The organism is Shewanella scandinavica (assembly GCF_031932065.1).
GTDB lineage: Bacteria > Pseudomonadota > Gammaproteobacteria > Enterobacterales > Shewanellaceae > Shewanella > Shewanella baltica.
Map to the genome: position 1 here is coordinate 37,716 of NZ_JAUOES010000003.1, position 18,995 is coordinate 56,710.

General features: G+C 47.5%; 17 protein-coding genes. 7 read left to right on the forward strand and 10 right to left on the reverse strand.

Annotation, left to right across the window (positions count from 1 at the left end; translation table 11 throughout):
* Positions 1 to 45: 45 nt before the first annotated feature.
* From moaA to Q4Q50_RS02955, 6 genes are read right to left on the reverse strand one after another with little or no spacing between them, the layout of a single operon-like run.
* Positions 46 to 1,029: a GTP 3',8-cyclase MoaA gene (moaA, locus tag Q4Q50_RS02930; protein WP_311898295.1), complete on the reverse strand. Its 984-nt coding sequence runs from the start codon at positions 1,027 to 1,029 to the stop codon at positions 46 to 48.
* Positions 1,030 to 1,045: 16 nt separating this feature from the next.
* Complete coding sequence (locus Q4Q50_RS02935; protein ID WP_311898296.1) at positions 1,046 to 2,857, reverse strand: bifunctional molybdopterin-guanine dinucleotide biosynthesis adaptor protein MobB/molybdopterin molybdotransferase MoeA; 1,812 nt, start codon at positions 2,855 to 2,857, stop codon at positions 1,046 to 1,048.
* Between the two features lie 29 nt (positions 2,858 to 2,886).
* Complete coding sequence (gene mobA, locus Q4Q50_RS02940; protein WP_311898297.1) at positions 2,887 to 3,480, reverse strand: molybdenum cofactor guanylyltransferase MobA; 594 nt, start codon at positions 3,478 to 3,480, stop codon at positions 2,887 to 2,889.
* Complete coding sequence (locus Q4Q50_RS02945) at positions 3,464 to 4,174, reverse strand: ABC transporter ATP-binding protein (protein ID WP_115335872.1); 711 nt, start codon at positions 4,172 to 4,174, stop codon at positions 3,464 to 3,466. The genes mobA and Q4Q50_RS02945 overlap by 17 nt, the downstream gene beginning before the upstream one ends.
* Positions 4,175 to 4,177: 3 nt before the next feature.
* Complete coding sequence (locus Q4Q50_RS02950; RefSeq protein ID WP_107402989.1) at positions 4,178 to 4,885, reverse strand: ABC transporter permease; 708 nt, start codon at positions 4,883 to 4,885, stop codon at positions 4,178 to 4,180.
* Positions 4,882 to 5,706: an ABC transporter substrate-binding protein gene (locus Q4Q50_RS02955; RefSeq protein ID WP_311898299.1), complete on the reverse strand. Its 825-nt coding sequence runs from the start codon at positions 5,704 to 5,706 to the stop codon at positions 4,882 to 4,884. Before Q4Q50_RS02955 ends, Q4Q50_RS02950 begins: the two co-directional genes overlap by 4 nt.
* 284 nt (positions 5,707 to 5,990) lie before the next feature.
* Here Q4Q50_RS02955 and Q4Q50_RS02960 point away from each other — a divergent pair, with 284 nt between their 5' ends.
* Positions 5,991 to 7,373 (forward strand): sigma-54-dependent transcriptional regulator, encoded by a 1,383-nt coding sequence (locus Q4Q50_RS02960; RefSeq protein WP_311898301.1) that lies wholly within the window; start codon positions 5,991 to 5,993, stop codon positions 7,371 to 7,373.
* Between the two features lies 1 nt (position 7,374).
* The gene (locus Q4Q50_RS02965) at positions 7,375 to 9,528 is read left to right on the forward strand and encodes a sensor histidine kinase (RefSeq protein ID WP_261273201.1); all 2,154 of its coding nucleotides are present in this window, start codon (positions 7,375 to 7,377) and stop codon (positions 9,526 to 9,528) included.
* Between the two features lie 350 nt (positions 9,529 to 9,878).
* Here the strand turns inward: Q4Q50_RS02965 and Q4Q50_RS02970 are convergent, their stop codons facing one another.
* Together Q4Q50_RS02970 and Q4Q50_RS02975 are read right to left on the reverse strand one after the other, a co-directional pair.
* Positions 9,879 to 10,337: a GNAT family N-acetyltransferase gene (locus Q4Q50_RS02970; protein ID WP_311898303.1), complete on the reverse strand. Its 459-nt coding sequence runs from the start codon at positions 10,335 to 10,337 to the stop codon at positions 9,879 to 9,881.
* Between the two features lie 100 nt (positions 10,338 to 10,437).
* The gene (locus tag Q4Q50_RS02975; RefSeq protein WP_106648874.1) at positions 10,438 to 11,097 is read right to left on the reverse strand and encodes a 7-cyano-7-deazaguanine/7-aminomethyl-7-deazaguanine transporter; all 660 of its coding nucleotides are present in this window, start codon (positions 11,095 to 11,097) and stop codon (positions 10,438 to 10,440) included.
* A 215-nt stretch (positions 11,098 to 11,312) separates the two neighbouring features.
* Here Q4Q50_RS02975 and Q4Q50_RS02980 point away from each other — a divergent pair, with 215 nt between their 5' ends.
* The gene (locus Q4Q50_RS02980) at positions 11,313 to 12,053 is read left to right on the forward strand and encodes a substrate-binding periplasmic protein (protein ID WP_311898305.1); all 741 of its coding nucleotides are present in this window, start codon (positions 11,313 to 11,315) and stop codon (positions 12,051 to 12,053) included.
* Between the two features lie 12 nt (positions 12,054 to 12,065).
* Here the strand turns inward: Q4Q50_RS02980 and Q4Q50_RS02985 are convergent, their stop codons facing one another.
* Positions 12,066 to 13,424 (reverse strand): isochorismate synthase, encoded by a 1,359-nt coding sequence (locus Q4Q50_RS02985; protein WP_311898306.1) that lies wholly within the window; start codon positions 13,422 to 13,424, stop codon positions 12,066 to 12,068.
* A gap of 520 nt (positions 13,425 to 13,944) precedes the next feature.
* Here Q4Q50_RS02985 and Q4Q50_RS02990 point away from each other — a divergent pair.
* From Q4Q50_RS02990 to Q4Q50_RS03005, 4 genes are all read left to right on the forward strand, one after another.
* On the forward strand, positions 13,945 to 15,315 hold the full coding sequence (locus tag Q4Q50_RS02990) for an ATP-binding cassette domain-containing protein (RefSeq protein WP_311898307.1): 1,371 nt from the start codon (positions 13,945 to 13,947) through the stop codon (positions 15,313 to 15,315).
* A gap of 306 nt (positions 15,316 to 15,621) precedes the next feature.
* Positions 15,622 to 16,812 (forward strand): HD-GYP domain-containing protein, encoded by a 1,191-nt coding sequence (locus Q4Q50_RS02995; protein WP_311898308.1) that lies wholly within the window; start codon positions 15,622 to 15,624, stop codon positions 16,810 to 16,812.
* Between the two features lie 112 nt (positions 16,813 to 16,924).
* On the forward strand, positions 16,925 to 17,560 hold the full coding sequence (locus tag Q4Q50_RS03000) for a paraquat-inducible protein A (RefSeq protein WP_012090633.1): 636 nt from the start codon (positions 16,925 to 16,927) through the stop codon (positions 17,558 to 17,560).
* 142 nt (positions 17,561 to 17,702) lie between these two features.
* On the forward strand, positions 17,703 to 17,849 hold the full coding sequence (locus Q4Q50_RS03005) for a hypothetical protein (RefSeq protein ID WP_086014207.1): 147 nt from the start codon (positions 17,703 to 17,705) through the stop codon (positions 17,847 to 17,849).
* 22 nt (positions 17,850 to 17,871) lie between these two features.
* On the opposite strand, the gene Q4Q50_RS03010 is transcribed toward Q4Q50_RS03005, so the two are convergent.
* On the reverse strand, positions 17,872 to 18,822 hold the full coding sequence (locus Q4Q50_RS03010) for a YeiH family protein (RefSeq protein WP_220591524.1): 951 nt from the start codon (positions 18,820 to 18,822) through the stop codon (positions 17,872 to 17,874).
* Positions 18,823 to 18,995 lie beyond the last annotated feature (173 nt).

Consider the following 18,995-nt stretch of genomic DNA (forward strand, 5'->3'; position numbering starts at 1 on the left):
CGGCAAAATTGAGATGCTAGCCCTTAAGCGATTGAGGGGTGATGCTTAACCGCCAGTGGCGTTCATAAAACGTAGGATTTGTACCTGATGATTGCCAAAGTCGTGCTGTTTAGGCTTGAGGTTAATGCCCGCGAGAATAGCGGCTTTAAGTCTCTCAATATCTGCGGGAAATTCCCTGACTATGCTTTTGAGATCAACGGCATGCTCATTTCCTAAACACAGCAATAATTGGCCTTCAACTGTGACGCGCACTCGATTACATTCGTGGCAGAAGTTGTGACTGTGGGGTGAGATAAAGCCGATATGGATTGGGCTGTCGGCCATAGTGTAATACCGCGCTGGACCGCCAGTACGTTTGTTAGATAGCTGCAGCGGATAGCGACTTTCTATGATGGCTTTGACTTCATCGCTGCTGCAATGACGGGCGCGTTTACGCTCATCTATTTCGCCAAGTGGCATCTCTTCGATAAAGGCGATGTCTAAACGGCGGTCACGGCAGAAATCAACTAAATCAATGACTTCATTATCGTTCTGTTGTTTTAAAATCACCGCATTAATCTTGATACGTTCAAAGCCCGCCGCAATGGCGGCATCGATACCATCGATGACTCTGTCTAACTTGCCGTTACGTGTTAACTGGGTAAACAATGTGGGGTTTAAAGTATCTAGGCTGATATTGAGGCGCTTTAATCCTGCAGCAAACATGGGCTTAGCGAATTTTGTCAGCCTTGAACCATTGGTTGTCATGGACAAATCTGTCAGCCCAGGCAGTTTGCCAAGCAGGCTCACTAGCTGATCGCAATCGGTGCGAACCAAGGGTTCGCCACCAGTCAGGCGAATTTTAGTCACACCAAGCTCGGTAAAAGCTTGGGCAATCCAAGCTAATTCTTCGAGGTGGAGTACGTGGTCCTTTGGCAGAAAACAGGGATCTTCCGTCATGCAATAGACACAGCGAAAGTCGCAGCGGTCGGTGACCGAGAGCCGTAAATATTCGACCTTACGGCCAAAGGAATCCACCATTAGACTCATAAAAACTCACTGGATCTTAAAGCAGATCCGCAAAGGGTTGAATAAACACAGTTTCACCTGCATTCACGGCTTCTGCATCATCGCCTATGATGATGAGACAATTCCCTTTGACCATTGAACTTAACATCCCAGAACCTTGGTTGCCCGTGCTGCTCACGTGCAGGCGTCCATCTTTACCAAGCTGAAAAATTCCGCGAATAAATTCGGTGCGACCTTGGCGGCTTCGCAGTGTTTCATCACTAATTGCGGGGAATAGCTGTGCTTGCCAGTTCACTTCACCCGCCAATTTACGTAAAGCGGGCTGCACAAACTGCAGGAAAGTGACCATTACCGCCACAGGGTTGCCCGGCAACCCGAAGAATAAGCTATCACCGATTTTACCAAAGGCGAGGGGTCGACCCGGACGCATGCTAATCCGCCAAAAATCGATTTTGCCTAAGCGGGCCAGTACGGTTTTAATATAATCCGCATCACCGACCGATACACCGCCAGAGCTAATGACAACATCGGCAAGGGTGGCGGCTTTAGCGAGCGTCGCTTCGAGTGCGGTTTCAGAATCTTCGATAATGCCTAAATCGATAACATCACAGCCAAGACGTTTCGCCATCGCTTTGATGGTAAAGCGGTTTGAGTCATAGATGCAGTTGGCTTTGAGTGCTTCGCCAGGTTGGCTTACTTCATCACCGGTGGAGAAAACGGCAACGGTTGGGCGGCGATAGACATTCAAACGATTGAGCCCAAGTGAAGCCAGTAAACCTTGTTCTGCGGCGCTTAGGCGAGTGGCTTTGGCGAGGGCAACTTGGCCTTGGGCGATATCTTCCCCCGCGAGGCGAACGTGTTGCCCCGCCAGAATACGACCGTCGAAGCTAACATTGTCGTCGACTTCCTTGGCAAGCTCTCGAGGCTGCACTGTATCAGCACCTGCAGGCACTGTTGCGCCCGTCATGATACGCACGGTTTCGCCGACGTTAAGCGTGCCCGAATATTGATGACCAGCAAGGACCTCACCCACCCGTTTTAAGGTGGCAGGCATGGGGTCTTGATAGACAAAGGCGTAGCCATCCATCGCCGAATTGGTTTGTTGCGGCACGTCGACGGGAGAAATACTGTCGCTGGCCAGTACGCGGTTATCTAAGGCGTCTAAGTCAATCTCTTCGACTTCTGCCACGGGGGATACATGGGATAGAATCTGAGCTAAACCTTGGCTGACGCTGAGGTTTTTGTTGTCGCCTATGGTGCAGGCATCCACGGCTGAAATCGGGTATTTAAGTGGCGCCTCCCAGTTTTGGGCGTACTCCATCACAAAATCGGCAATTTGGCTGACATTGTTGAGATCGAGTCGGCGCAGCTCATTTGGAATTGCGTCGTTTGGCAACTGAGTGTCATCGCAACAGGCGATGGCGAGGATATTCTCATCTTGAGCGTAGATAAAAGGTTTGCCGTGGGCGGCGCGGTGCAATTCAATTTTAGGTAATGCGAGCTTTTTAAAGCCTTCGACGAGGACGATATCGACTTTGTCGGCTTCGATTTGCTTGAGCAAATGGACTAACTCTGGATCGCCATCGCGTGCATCTTCTGTCATCAGCGCCCAGCGCACGTGGGAGGCGACCAGCATTTGCCGCGCACCCGCTTTACGCATTTCGTAACTGTCTTTGCCGGGAATATCCACGTCGAAATTATGGTGCGCATGTTTGATCACGGCTAAGCGCAGACCACGTTGATTTAATTCGGGGATCAATTGCTTGAGTAAGGTGGTTTTCCCCGTGCCACTGTAGGCACAAAATCCGAGAACGGGAATAGATAGCGGATTGACGAAGGGAGTACTCATTTGCACCTCTAATCTGGGAAATTTAAGCCTTAGCTTTGGTTTATCTCTGCGGCCAATCTTTGTTTTTGTTCTGGCGTATTCACATTCACAAAGGCATTAGGTTGGTCGGCGAAAGACTCAACGACAAAGTGATGCTTGGCATACCAAAAGTCCACTTTACGCTCACCCGCCTCAAGAAATGCCTTCATCGAGTCACGTAAGCTGGGTTTTAGTAGTAAGACGACGGGTTGCTCATATTCGCCATCACTGGCAACGGCGAGCTCTGCATCTTCGGCCTTAATCGCCGCCAACATACGCGGCACAAGGTCGGTTGGTAGCAGTGGGCAGTCGCAGGGCACCACCAATAAGTAGTCTGCATCCGTTTGCCCCATTGCGGTGATCATTCCCGCCAAAGGGCCGAGGAAACCAGTATGTTCATCGCTTATCACTTTAAAACCGAACTCAGCATAACGTGTTTGGTTGCGATTTGCGTTGATCAGGATCTCCTTAACCTGAGGTTTTATTCTGTCTATTGTGTGCTTAATCATGGCTTCGCCGTTTAATTCGACGAGACCTTTATCGTCGCCGCCCATGCGACGCGCCATGCCACCGGCGAGAATAACGGCATCAATTTGCGATGACATATAAAGACTCCTGTGCTGGCAAAGATTCTGGGTGTTGATAAGAGGTCGTCACTCGTTCGCCTTCTATGTGCCACTGCTGTTCGCAGATGGAGGTTAACGCGCAATTCTGATGACTACTCAACAACATACCTGTGCCTTCGTGTTTGAGTTGTTGGATCATTTTTAATACTAGCTCTTGGGAATCCTTGTCCATATTGGAGGTCGGTTCGTCGAGCATTAACAGTTTAGGTTGTAGGATCCAAGCGCGCGCAATGGCGAGCCGTTGTCTTTCGCCGCCAGAGAGATTACTGGCTCTGGCGTGTAGCAGCGACCCTAGCTGCGCCATCTCAATCGCTTGGGTAATACGTTGTTTCGCCTTGGCTTTTGTTTCTGAACTGAAATTCAGCCCATAGGTGAGATTATATTCCACTGTGCCGTCGAACAAATAAGGATGTTGGTGCAAATAAACGGCTTTACCTAATAATGGATTGCGTCGCCACCAAGCATTTTGGGCAAAACCCACAGTCTCAATTTTGCCTTTCGTTGGCGCCATCAAGCCCGCAAGAATTTTCATCAAGGTCGATTTACCTGTGCCGTTGTCGCCTTGCAGATAAATCACATCCCCTTGGCAGAGCGCTAATGCGTCCGCTTTGAATAACAGGCGCGCGCCGAAGGACATTTCTAAGTCACGGGCGATCAGTTTGACCTTAGTCATTGCTTAATGGCTCCTTGGCATGGCTTTGCCGCGTAAACCACCGAGGGCAAAGTTGAGGATCAAGGCCAAGATTAGCAGCACTAGCCCGAGGGCGATAGCTTGGGCGAAGTCGCCTTTGCTGGTTTCGAGTGCGATAGCTGTGGGTATGTTACGGGTTACGTTTAAAATATTACCGCCGACCATCATAGAACAACCCACTTCGGTCAAAATGCGACTAAATGCCGCGACAATCGCCAGCAGTAAGGGCATACGTAGCTCGCGGCAGACTGTCCATACGGCGCTGCACCAAGAAGCACCTAAAGTGCGTGAGGTTTCCCATGCTCTACGGTCAACGCTAGTAAAGGCGGCTTGGCTCATCGCAATCAGTACGGGCGCGCAGATCAACATTTGCCCGAGGATCATGCCTTCTTGGGTGAATAACCATTTTAGATCGCCCAGTGGACCATTGCGGGTGAGCAGTAAATAGACCAGCAGACCGATAACGACAGTGGGGATAGATTGCAGAGTTTGCACTAAGTTCGTGACTATCCATTTGCCGCGAAATGGCGCAAACGCTAGCACAAAGCCAAGTACCATAGATGGCACCAGCGTGATGAGCAGCGCCGCGAAAGAAACCGAAAACGAGATCGAAATGATGGACCAAACGTCTGGGTCTAAAGAAAACAGCAGGCTTAACGCCTGCTGTAACAGTGCTAGCCAGCCGTCGCTCATTCGCTATAAGTTGCCTTGAACAATTGCTCACCTTCAACTTTGAAGTTATTGATCATGCTTTGACCTTCTTTGCTGATCAACCAGTCGCTGAATGCTTTAGCGCCTTTGTGGTTTAGATCTGGGTACTTAGCAGAGTTGATCAGAATAACTTGGTATGGGTTAGCTAAGGTTTTGCCGCCATCGAAATCAACACCAAGATCTAGCTTAGTTTTGTACGCTACAAAAGTACCACGGTCAGACAGAGTGTAACCTTGCATTTCATTTGCCATTAGCAGGGTTTTGCCCATGCCTTGACCTACTGACGTGTAACCTTTGAAATCGGGTGTCACACTTGCCGCTTTCCATACTTCTAACTCTTTGATATGAGTGCCTGAATTGTCACCACGAGAGATAAAAGGTACGCCTGATTTGGCTATTTTAGCGAAGGCTTCTTCGGCATTTTTGCTGTCACGGATTTTTGCTGGGTCATTTTTAGGGCCCAGTACCACGAAATCATTTTCCATGATGCCACGGGGCTCAACACCAAAACCGTCGGCGACGAATTTAGCTTCGGCACTTGGCGCATGAGTCATAACTAAATCCACGTCACCTTGCTCACCCAGTTTCAGGGCTTTGCCTGTACCAGTGGCGATAACTTGAACCTTGTAGCCAGATTCACTTTCAAACTTAGGTAACAGTTCTTTTAATAGGCCTGAGTTTTCAGTGCTGGTGGTCGTGGCTAACTTGATAACTTCAGTCGAGTGAGCGGGTAAAACGGTGAACATACTGGCTGCAACAACCAGGCCCAGTAGTGACTTAATATGAGATTTCATGTTTAGCATGGGTACTCCTTGGCGAAAAATAGGATTCCAACTCAAATGCCTACTGAGTGGAAGGTCTCGTAAATTGTAATACGTTCGGTTGAAAGCAAATTAGATGCCAAGCTGAGAATGCGGTCATTTTCTTCACAGCTTAACCTAATTTGTGAGCTTGATCCCAAGCTTAACAAATACTCTACAGACAAATTGTCTCAGCACCTACTTCCTGTGGTTCATAGTGACCTATTCATCTATTTTCAGTGCTAGAATTGGTCGCAAATGAGTCAAAATGTCCAGAAGCAGACAATATGAGCCAGATAGATAATAACCTCAAGCCTCTTCCATCGGCAGTATCGGTACTGATTGTTGATGATGAACCCGGAATGCGCAGTTTTTTAAATAAGGCACTCTCGAAGAAATTCGCCTTAGTCGAAACAGCAGGCAGTATTGAAGATGCGGAGCAGCTCCGTAGCCGCTGCCATTTCGATTTACTGATCGTCGATATTCGCTTGCCAGGCCGCTCAGGTATCGAATGGCATGAAGCGCTAGATGAGCAGGGTCGTCGTTCGGACATCATTTTTATGACCGGCTATGCTGACATGGAAGTGGCGATTACCGCGCTGCGCGCGGGTGCGTCTGACTTCATCATGAAACCTTTCCACCTTGAGCAGATGATGACAGCGGTCGATCGTTGTATCGAACGCCGCCTGCTCAAACGCGAAAACTTGATGCTGCGCCGTGAGGTTTCAATCGGTTACTCATCGACCATTATTGGCAGCAGTGAGGCCATGAAGTCGGTGAAACATATTATCGAACGTGTGGCGCCGACCAATGCGGTTGTGCTGATCCAAGGTGAGTCGGGTACGGGTAAGGAATTAGTTGCACGCCAACTACATTTACTCAGTGGACGTCAGGGACCTTTTGTCCCAGTTAACTGTGGCTCTATCGCTCCTGAATTGCTCGAAAGTGAACTGTTTGGTCATACCGCTGGCGCATTTACTGGCGCCAAAGGTAATCGTGAAGGTTTATTCAGTTTTGCCTCGGGCGGGACGATTTTCCTCGATGAAATTGGCGAAATGCCACTGATAATGCAAACGGCATTGCTCAGAGTATTAGAGCAAAAAGCGATTCGCCCAGTGGGCAGCGAGAAAGAAGTGAACATCGATGTGCGAGTGATCGCGGCCACCAACCGCACTTTGATTGATGAAGTAGATGCGGGGAATTTCCGCCGTGACTTATATTATCGACTGAATGTGCTCGATATTTTAATCCCGCCATTACGTGACAGACCCGAAGATGTGGTCGAGTTAACCCATCACTTCACCCGTCAACTCGCCGCCGAATTAGGGGTTAGAGAAGTCGTGTGGAGCCATGAGGACATGGTGAAGTTGCAACAACACGAGTGGCCGGGCAATATTCGTGAGCTGCGCAATATGATTGAGCGCTGTATTTTGCTGGGCAAACCGCCGGCGGAATATTGGAAACAACAACTTAAGAGTGACTCTTCCTCGACATCGGGTTACCCATTGGATTGGCCATTAAAAGAAGTTGAAAAACACCATGTGACTAGCGTGGTGGATTTACATTCGGGCAATAAGTCTGCCGCGGCGAGGGATTTAGGTGTTTCGCGTAAGACCTTAGATCGCAAGTATAAAGAGTGGTTTGAGTTCAGCGGCGAACAGGAGTCATAGGGTGTCATTCTTCACTCACTTTTTTGGGGTCAGTTGGCAGCAAATGCAGGCCAAGGTGCGCTATCGCATATTAATCCTGACGTTATTGCCTATTCTACTGACACTGGTGAGTTTAGTGTTTATCACTATTTACTGGAATATCAGTTATACAGGTAAGCAGCTGTTTATGAAGGTTAAAGCTGACTTATCTGTTGCCGAAAATACCTTGCAGCAAGTGCAAGTACGCCAAGAAAAACAACTCGAACGTGTGGTAACGTCTTGGACCTTTCAAAATGATTTTAGGCCACTTTTCAGTGGTAAAGAATTAACTGGTGAAGTCATCCACAGAGCCAGTCTCGACGCATTTCTCCTCGAACAGAAAAAACAACTTAACCTCGATTATCTGCGTCTCGTCACTGTCGCCGAAGCGGCCGCTGACCCTGATTTACGGCAGATCCTCCCAAAGATAAACGGTTTATTACCTTATTCCGGCTTGATGGTGCTACCGCCAGAGCGTTTAGCGCGCATAGACCCCGAATTGGCGATCACTGCGAGCATCCCGATTGTCGCGACCTTGCGGGCGCAGAGCCCGACTAAAACCGTTGAAGAACGCGGTTTATTAAGCCGTAGTCTGCTACCCGTGCCTGATATGCAAGGTAAAGTGGCTTGGTATCTGGATGGTGGCATTCTGTTTAATCGTGACACGCGGATTGTCGATCACATTCGTGATTTGGTGTATGACAAGGGCACCTTACCCGAGCGCTCCATCGGCACTGTGACCATCTTCTTAGACAACATCCGTATTTCCACTAACGTACCATTGCACTTTTATCCCACGGGCAACGAGACGCAAGGTCGCGCGCTGGGCAGTTTAGTATCGGAGGAGGTTAAGGAAAAAGTGTTAACCCAAGGCGAGCAATGGGTCGACCGCGCTTTTGTGTTTAATGATTGGTTTATATCCGCTTACGCTCCCTTGGAAGATATTCGCGGCCAGCGTGTCGGCATGATCTATACGGGGTTTTCTGAGTCACCTTTTATCCACAATTATTTACTCAATATCATAGAGCTGGGCACGATTCTAATGTTGGTTCTGTTGGTGTCGGGCTTGCTGGTTTATCGCGGCGCCTATAGCTTGTTGCAGCCGATTGAGCGTATCCACCACGTTGTTCAAGCGGTGCAGTCGGGGCGCAATATTCGTATCGGCGCTTTAGGGTTAGATAGGGATAACGAGTTATCGAACTTGGCCGAGCAGTTCGACAGTATGCTCGATTTACTGCAGCGCCGAAATGCCCAGATCCAAGCGGCAGCAGAGCAGCTTGAAATGAAGGTCGAAGAGCGTACCCGCAGCTTACAGGACAAAACCTTAGAGTTGCAACGTAACGTGGCGTTACTGAATGAAACGCGTCAACAGCTCGTCACCAACGAAAAGCTCACCGCTCTGGGCGAGTTGACCGCTGGTATTGCCCACGAAATCAATAATCCGACCGCCGTTATCCTCGGCAACATGGAGTTACTGCGCTATGAGCTTGGCGATAACGCCGAAGTGGTAAAAGAAGAAATTGATCTCGTTATTCAACAGGTGGGACGGATCAGTACCATTATCCGCAGCCTGTTGCAGTACAGTCGTCCGGGCGAATTTAACGCCCCGTTAGAAATGCATCCGATTACCCCCATTATTGAAGAGATGCTGGTGTTAGTGCGGCATTCGATTCAGAAACAAGAAGTAGTTTTGATCACTGAGTTAAACGCCAGTTGTCCAGTGCAGGTCAATCGACCGCAGTTGCTGCAAGTCTTGATTAATCTGGTAGTAAATGCGGCGCATGCGATGGACGGTAAAGGACGTATCTGGGTGCGAACCTATGACTGGGTGCAGCAAGATATGCCGATTGGCGTCAAAATCGAAGTGGAAGATGAAGGTTCTGGAATAGCACCAGAGCAGCTAGGGCGGATTTTCGACCCCTTTTACACCACGCGTAAGGATGGCACTGGTTTAGGGCTTTCGCTCAGTTACGGCATTATTAAGCGGATTGGTGGCACGATAGAAGTGAGTTCAACCTTAGGTAAAGGTACGTTATTTACCATAGGCTTGTACCATGAGGCGAAGGAAGATCAGCAAAACAATCCCTACGAGGGATTACACATTGCGGGCAACTACAGCGATATGTCTGCCGATTAGCTTACCGATGAGTTTTGCCGAGTGAGATATGGCAGCTTGCCGTATTCGATTGATTACCTGTCATTAAAATATAGCTGCAGTTGTTGGTTCTACTTTATGTGGCTTTGCATCACCGAATTTTAGGCAAAAAAAAAGCCGGATGATGAATCCGGCCACAAAGAGTGTGTGTGAGCAATGTCGTGCTTGCAAACTCAGGAGCTCCGTAACAACGTCGATTACCAGTCATCGTTGTTAAAGATGAGTTTTGGAACGCACGCTAACGATAATCATTCTCAATTGTGTTTGCAAGCTATTTATTGAAAAAAGTGCACATCTTTACAAATATCGTTTCGCTCTCATCCATTAACGGTTTAGATCGACTTACGTAGATGCAGTTTATGGTCGACTAAGCTTTTAGGATCGGCGTTGAGCTCGGTAATTAAATATTGATTACTGATCAACAAATTAAGCATCGCAGGGAAACGGTTCATCGTTTTCACCTGAATATGGTTATAACCTTGACGGCGTGCCCAAGTTTCTTGATATTCGAGTAGACTCTGCGCTAAGCCTAAACGTCTAAAGTCGGAGGCAACGCCACCTAACCAGCTATAAAAGATGGCATTTTCTTGCTCGTAACCCAGTTTAAACCCTGCCAATTCACCTTCCACATACGCAACTAAGATCAAACACTTCTTGCCCTGTAAGCGCAGATTTAACACTTCGCTGGTGAGTGGACGATCGAGTTCAGGGATTTGTTGACTAAGTTGGATAAGCTGAGTGGTTAACTCGGGAGTCAAACCTGACTCTGCTTTTATTTCGATAGAATACATTGCTTGCTCTCATAAAAAATCAGCCCCACTCGCGCGTTAACAGGAGCAGGGCTGAGCTATTAACTGGTTAAATTATAACAGGTCTGGCCAGTTGAGTTAATCAGGAAATTGATTCTTGCGGATTGGTGCGCAAAATCTTGTCTTGTAAGACTTTTAGCAAAACCCCGTAGGCAGGCAGGAAAAGACCTAAGCTCACGATCAGCTTAAAACCGTAATCGACAGTGGCGATTTCGGGCCAATTGGCCGCCATAAAACTATCGGAAGATGCGTAAAAGGCGATGCTGAAAAACACTAAGGTATCGACCAAATTACCCACTAAGGTCGATGCCGCAGGCGCGACCCACCAAGAGCGGCTCATTCGCAGACGGGCAAAAACCTTAATATCCATTAACTGGCCAATCAAATAAGCAGCAAAGCTGGCGAAAGCGATTCGGAACACAAAGGTATTCCATTCTGCAAGTGAGTCAGCGCCTTGGAAGCTACCTTGATGGAACACAACTCCCATCACGTAGGAAATCATCAAAGCGGGAATCATAGCTTTGAGTATGATGCTACGTGCGGCTTGTTGGCCAAAAATACGGACAGTGAGATCTGTGGCTAAGTACACGAATGGAAAGCTAAATGCACCCCAGGTTGTGTGGTAACCAAATAGCTGAAATGGCAATTGTACTAAGTAGTTGCTGACGCAAATAATCAGTATGTGGAATCCTACTAATAGGAATAAGGCGCGGCGAAGCTGCGCTGTGGTTAACATTAACATATGTGGCCTTTTTAGTTGTGTAGGGCGGGGTGAGGGAACCCGCTAATTTTCAATTTATTATGTTTACGACAATATCACCGAACATTACCGATCGCAGCGAGGCGAAATCGGGTCGCCATTATAGTGGCCGAGTTTTAAGATGCAAGCCTGCTGTTTAAATGTACGCATAGAATGAAAACTCTTCTACACTTTGAGTACGTCGAAGGAGGATAACCATGAGACGATTCTTTGCTATTTTTTGCTTACTTTTAGCCATGTTACCTGTATCCATCTATGCCGCCCAGCCGATAGTTGTCAATGTGGCGACGGCTTCGTGGGAGGATTTTGCCAATCGTGATGAAACGGGTTACTACTTCGAGTTACTCCAACGGATTTTCCCTGAGCCAGAATGGCAACTCAAGGTGCAGTTTATGCCCTTTGCCCGCAGTTTATATCTTGTTGAGCACAATCGTACCGATATCACCCTCAGTGTTTATAAAGGAGATACTAAAAAGGCGCTGCTAACTGAGAATACGGTTGAAGTAGATTCTATCGATGTAGCGGTCACCCCCGAGTTAGCGGCGACTTGGACAGGGCTTGAAAGTCTATCCCATAAAAGGGTTCAGGCCATGTTGGCCTATCGATACAATATGCTGACGCCTGTACCTATGTACTATGAAGAAAGCAGCGATATGTTGACTATGCTCAATAGCTTAAACGCAGGACGCATAGATGCAGTGCTGGATTACAAATCTAATCTGCTTATGTATGTGCCTAAGCTGAAGGCGCCACAAAATTTTGTGATTATTCAAGGCGTACTCAAGGCCGAAACCTATTTTGCCTTTGCAAACACTGAAAAAGGCCAGATGCTGAAACAACATTTTGACCTTGCACATAAGCGTTTAATCGATTCGGGAGAGCAGGACAAGCTTTACCTTGAAACGCTTGAAAAACGAAGGGTTGATGGTGAAAAATAGGTCTTAGGCTTATTACATTTCGAACAGAATCGACATGATAGTCGCGAGTTTATTTTCAAGCTCTTGCCACTCAGCTTCGGGCTCAGAACCCGCAATAATTCCCGCCCCCGCAAATAGGTTAATCCGACCCGGTTCGATCAACGCACTGCGGATTGCCACTGAAAACTCACTCTCGTATTTATTGAAATAACCGCAGGCACCAGCGTACCAGCCACGAATATAACCTTCACGCTGACGAATAAAGTTCAATGCCGAATGCCGCGGTAAGCCACCCACAGCAGGGGTTGGATGCAGCGCTTGCAACAGTTGGAAATCATTCACGCCCGGTTTTAATTCGGCTCGAATTGCGCGATGTAAATGTTGAATATGATTCAGTTTAAAGATGGTCGCTAATTCATCGGCGCCAACATAATTACTCAGCGGTGTGAGCATATTCACTATGTGGCTTCGAACGAGTTGGTTCTCAACGCTATTTTTGTTGTCTTCTAGCAAGGCATTCGCCAGCGCAATATCTTCTTCTTGATTGAGGCCGCGTACTGTCGTACCTGCAAGTGCCTCAGTGAATAATTCCTGCTGACGGCGGCGGAATAAACGCTCCGGTGAGCAAGAGATAAAGGTGCGTTCTGGACTGAATTGAAAGCCAAATTGGAAGCTGTTGGGATTACGTCCCTGCCAGCATGCCAGTACCATCCAAGGATCGATAGGTTCGTTCACTTCGAGCTGGGTTAAACGGGATAACACCACTTTAGGTGTATCTTGATTGAACTTAGGCTCGACTACTTGTTTGACTAAGGTTTTCCAGCGTTCAAAATTGGGCTTGTCACTACGGCCAAGAGGAACGATTTTCTTCGGCGGCGAGAGTGGTCTAGCGGGCATCACAGCTTCGATAGCGGCGATGGCTTTGTCGATTTCGCTATGGTGATCATTTTCGGCAAAATTAAGATTCACCAACAGACTAAACTTGCTACCGCTGCGTCTAAATTCAATGCGCGGCAGGATAAAGCGACTATTACCGAACTCTGGCCAAGATTCTATGGTGCGATCGAAGGCAACGCCGCCGTAGTAACGAATATTTTGATTCGTCGATAAGGCTCGCTGCTCTTGGTAGGCCATGGCCAGTTGTTGATCGTTAATGCCGGTTTCAAATCTGAAGTCTTTACATGCCCCAATCGCCGCTACTTCTTCGATTCTGTCACGCCCATGCCAGTAGATGCGCGGAAATTGCGTCTGCGATGCCAACCATGAAATTAAAGGCATTGCGACAGTATTTAGCGACAACTGCACTATCGGCTCCGTCGGCGGAACTTGCTTTAATTGAATGAGTTTGTCGATGAGAGACTTAAGGTCTTCAGACAGGGCATGAACGGGCAAATAGAACTCCAAAGCAAAGATAAGGGATGAAGGCGAAAGCTGAAGGTCACTCTGTCAGCGTTAATAAATTCGACTCAGGTTAATGTACTCTTTTTCAAGTCATTTACCTTTAGTTGATTCAGCCTGTAAATAAGAATCTTTCGCTCAAATTAAAGGCCAAGGTCTAGAGTGTCAAGATGTAAGCCCCCAGCGTGTGACTTTCGCCATAGTCTCATTTTACGCTGATAAAAAATGTGACATGAGTGGGTCTTTTTGTCGGATAAGTCACCCTCGGTGGACATTTTGTCTCTTAGTCGTTAAATGTACTTTCCCTTTGTCGTAATTAGTCGATCTAGGTTGGTTTTTAAACGTTTTTCGGTTGAGACAGAATAATCGCGGTCCACAATAGCTGGTACATCTTAAATTTTCTACGTGACAAGTTAGATGCCTATTAACCTATGACTCGCCGTGGGAATGAAAAGACTACTAGGGTGAAGCTTTGTCATCGGCTGTTCGTTAGATCTTTATAGGCAGATATAGCATGAAACTCTTAGATCTCGAAGGCGTTAGCTTCAACTATGGCAGCCAGTTACCGACGGTATTGCAGGAAGTTAACTTGGCTATTGGCACTGGCCAATGTCATTGCGTGAGCGGTCCTACGGGCTCAGGAAAATCGAGTCTGCTAAACCTACTGGCGGGCGTGTTAAATCGCCCGCATGAAGGTGACATCTGGCGTTATCCTCAATTGGTTACGGGTCTGGTAATGCAAGACCCACAAACTCAGCTACTAAGGCAAACTGTTGGTGCCGAGGTGGCTTTCGCCTTAGAAAACCTCGGTATTCCCGCCGAGCAAATACTACCTAAAGTGCAATTAGCACTGCGGCGCGTGGGCTTGTATTTGCGCCTCGATACCCAAGTCAGCAAGCTTTCCCTCGGTCAAAAATATCGTTTAATGATTGCCGCCCAACTGGTGTGCGAGCCGCATTTACTACTGCTCGATGAACCTTGGGCGCAACTCGATGATCACGGTGTGAGTGAGCTGCTGGTCGTGCTCCGCAATCTTATCCAAGATGGCATGGCGCTAGTGTTGGTTGAACATAACGCCTCGGCCTTCGCTGAGATTATTCAGCATTACTGGCAGTTAGAGGCCGGCAAGCTATCCGAAGGCGTCTATACCGTGACCGATGCGCCGCAAGTTGAGGCACCTGCGTGGCGAAATCAACCTAAGTTTGAGCACTTAGGTAAAGTCTTGGTCAGCGCCGAAGCCTTTGATTTTGGGTTCGATGCTTGTCCTACATTATTTGCGTGTCCGCAGGGATTTCAACTGCAGGCGGGTGAGATAGTGACCTTAGTGGGAGATAACGGCTCAGGTAAAACGAGTCTGCTGAAAACCATAGCTGGCGTACTTAATTTTAGGCAGCGTATTCCGCTTAAAGTGCTCGGGAGAAGACCTAAGTTGGGGATTTATGGCGCTGAGTTGGGACTGCTGATGCAAAGGCCTAGTAGGCAATTATTCGAGACCAGCGTGCTCGCCGAAATGCAGTTTAGCCTTAGGCGTTTTGATCTCCCCAAAGAACGCGCAGCGCAGATGTTGGATGAATTGGATTTATTTAGCTTAGCTCAGCTGTCGCCCCACAAATTATCCTACGGCCAACAGCACTTGATTGCCTTAGCGTCACTCGCCTGTTTACGCCCTAAAGTATTGCTTTTGGACGACCCATTGGCGGGGATGGATAAGCATTACTACGGCAAAGTGTGGTACTTGCTGAAGCGGTTAAGCTCTCAAGGTTGCGCTATTTTGCTCAGCAGTCACAGAAGTATTGAACACAGCGCTGTATCACGGCAACTGAGTTTACGTAATGGTTTATTGGTGGAAGAGTCAACTGAAATGGCTGAGCGTTATGTGGGGTAGTTGTGAGCTTTTCGCGCGTGATGGTCGCTGGTTTCGAATGCCTAGCCCTTTAGCATTTATTGAAAAAGTGAGAGTGTGAAACGGGTCTTGCCTAAGCCTTGAGCCCTTATTCCATCGCATACTGTTTAGGGCATTTTGTTTACTAAGAAAGTCTATGGTGATTTTCTAATGCGCGGCTTAGAATGCCCCTCACGCCTGTTCTATAATAATCAAGAATAACAACAGAACATTTGAGCGTAGGTCGCTTTTATGTCGTATGGTTAAGTTGATATTTTATTCGGGCACATCATCCTTGGGGTTGTAGATATGAGTGAGTCGGCAGAATCAGTTGAGCTTATCAAATTACCTGTGTCGCAATTGACATTAGGTATGTTTGTCAGTGCCATAGACAAAAATGATAAAGGTCAACTTGCTATTGCAAATGCTGGACAAATTAAGCACAAGGATGCGATTTTAAAACTGGCCAAAAGCGGTATTAAATTTGTTTGGGTAGACGCCGAGCGTTCGGCAGAGCATTGCGGTTTAAAGAAAAAAACCACCAACGATAGTCAAACCGACAATCGAAAAGTGCCAGTGAGTCGCGATAAGCAACAAGCTCAAGCTAAGGTTATGCTGACCGAAGCGAAAGATCTTATTCGTAAAGTGTTATCCGAAACCTTCGAAGGTAAAGCCATCGAAGTTGCGCCCTTCGAAGCGTTAGCCGATACCATGATTGAGTCTGTTATGTTAGATGCTGATGCACTTAAATGTATGTCTGCGCTCCGTTCAAAAGATGCCTATCTACTCGAACATTCAGTGAATGTCGCCTTTCTGCTGGTAACCTTTGGTAAATATCTACAGCTGGATCGCGATATGCTGCGGCAAATGGCGGTCGGTGGGATTTTGCACGATATTGGCAAGATTAAAGTCGATAATAAAGTGCTGCACAAGCCGGGCAAACTCACACCAGAAGAGTTCGAACATATGAAGCTGCATCAAGTGTATGCGCTTGAAATTATGAACGAAACTACTGGTCTATCGCAGATCAGTAAAGATATCTGCTTGATGCACCATGAAAAATTAGATGGCCGTGGTTATCCAAGGGGGTTGAAGGGGGATGAAATCCCCCGCCATGGCCGTATGAGTTGTATCGTCGATATCTTCGATGCGTTAACCGCGACACGCTGTTACAAAGAGGCCATGAGCCCTGCCGCAGCTTTTAAAATTTTACTCAGTCTGACGCCATTCCATTTGGATCAAGAATTGGTCTATGAGTTTATTCGTTGTATTGGTGTTTACCCTGTGGGTTCCTTAGTTGAATTATCGGACGGCCGCGTTGGTATTGTTTGGGCCTCGAAGGACAGAGATGCACTGCATCCAATCGTAAAGTGCTTTTATTCTTTAAAAGTAAAACGTTACACAGATGTCGCTATGGTGGATTTATTAAAATCTGAGTTGTATATCGAGCGCGGCGTGTCACCGAGTTCATTGGATATCGATCCAACGCCTTTCTATTAATCCTCAAATCCTATCTCTAATGCCGGTCATCTAAGTCGATGGCTGGTGTGAACGATTGCAGAGCCTGCGCTAAAAACCGTAAACTGAATGTCTTCTCCAGTCTGGCAATGGGATGAACAGTGCTATGAAATCTCTATTTCCTATTTTTATCATTCTCTTATCTTTGGCTTTATTAATCCCTGGTGTGACTCAACCTATTTTGAGTATCAGCGGCACTATCGATAAGGCCAAGCTGACCGAGCAGGGCATAGAGCAAGTTGCTCAACGTTTCGATGAAGACTCGGGGCGCGACAGCGCTCGCGGTATGCTGAGTATGGTCAGTGGTTTGCTGGGGCTGAGTAGCCTTAAGGGCGAAGTCGAAGTGTTGCAGAAAACCCGCAGTATTTGGGGAACGGTGACCGAACTTTATCACTCTGGGAACGGGCTCGTCGCAGGATTAGTGATGTTATTCAGCGTGGTGGTGCCTGCCTTGAAGTTGAGTTTAATGCTGGCACAGCAATGTGTGAGTTCGATTGGTCTGAAACTGAGGATTAATGCCGTCGTCAACGCACTCGCTAAGTGGTCGATGGCCGATGTGTTTGTGGTGGCGCTGATCATCACCTTTATGGCGGGGAACGCCTCAGGTGGCATGGGGGAAATGCTAAAAACACAGGCGCAATTTGAAAACGGTTTTTACTTCTTTACCGCTTACTGCATTTTATCGATTTTGAGTGGCTTTTTAGTGCGTCGTCCAACGCCAATTTTGTAGCGAGTTCCAAATGCCCTATAGCGGTTTAAGCGCCGCTGGATTGGCTTAGCTGTTATAGCTATTTGTTATTGAAAATTGATATTTGCTGAGTTTTTAGTTCTAAACAATAATGAGCATCCCCTAAGTTTGCAGGAAGATGCAATTGAAAAACTGGCTGATTATCGTGTTTTGCCTGATTGCCTTGGTCGCTTCGACGCAAACCACAGGACTCGTGCGCTCACTTATCGAATTCTCCGCCTTTGTTGGCGTCCTCTGCTGGGCTTGGCGAATGAAGCCAACGGCAGAGTAGACTGGCTTCTTGCTAACCATATTTATTGAAAATAAAGAATATACACTAAAGACGTGATACCAATTGCTGCCCACAGCATGACCCCAAGTAACAAAGGTTTGGGGCCACTCGCCCGCATTTTCTGCACTGTAATGCCTGCACCAATCAAAAACAAACACAGGACTAATGCCCGTTTTGACACCATAAATAAGGTGTCATAAACAGCGTGGAATTGTGGCAACCAATGGGCCACGGCAATAGCTAGACAATAAAAACCGATAAAATACGGCAGGTTAAGCTTGCGCTTATCGCCACCAAACAGCACTGCGCTGACCAATGCGATCGGAATAATCCACAGGGCGCGGGCAAGTTTTATGGTGGTAGCGGTTTTTAAGGCTTCATCGCCATAGGCCGAAGCGGCGCCGACAACCGATGAAGTATCGTGGATGGCTATGGCACTCCACACACCAAAATCGTATTGGCTCATATTGAGTAAGTGACCGAGTGCGGGGAATAAAAACAGCGCGACTGAGTTCAGCACAAATACACAGGCTAAAGCCGTGGCGGTTTGATCGTTACGCGCATTGATGGCCGGAGCGACTGCGGCAATGGCGCTGCCACCACAAATAGCAGTACCAGAGGCAATCAAATGACCAGTGACATGATCAAATTTCAGTGCGCGGGTGAGCACAAACCCTAAGCTGAGGGTGAAAAAGATTGAGCCAACTATCAAGCCGAAGTTGTGGGTGCTCGCCTCTATCGCCGCGTTTAAATTAATCCCAAACCCTAAGCCAATGATCGAATAAGACAGGAGTTTTTTGGTGAGCGCGGCAATATTCCATTGCACTGGCACCCAGCCAAGGCTGGCTAAGGTAAAACCGAGCACTAGCGCCATGGGCGACGAGATAAAAGGCGCGAGGCATAACAAGCCCGCACAGATGAAAACGATGCGATGAGTCTTATTATCTTGCTGTGATGTCGATGAAGAATTCATAACGCCTTAGGCTCGAGCGATTCGGTTTTATCGTTCCAACCATAGATCTTCACATTAAGCGACGGATACAAAATGGCGATCAATTGGATTGATCATGGAGACAGATGCAAGAGGGCATTATAGCTGTGTGTATGATCCTCAATAAAATCAATTAAACTTATCTAGTTAATCAG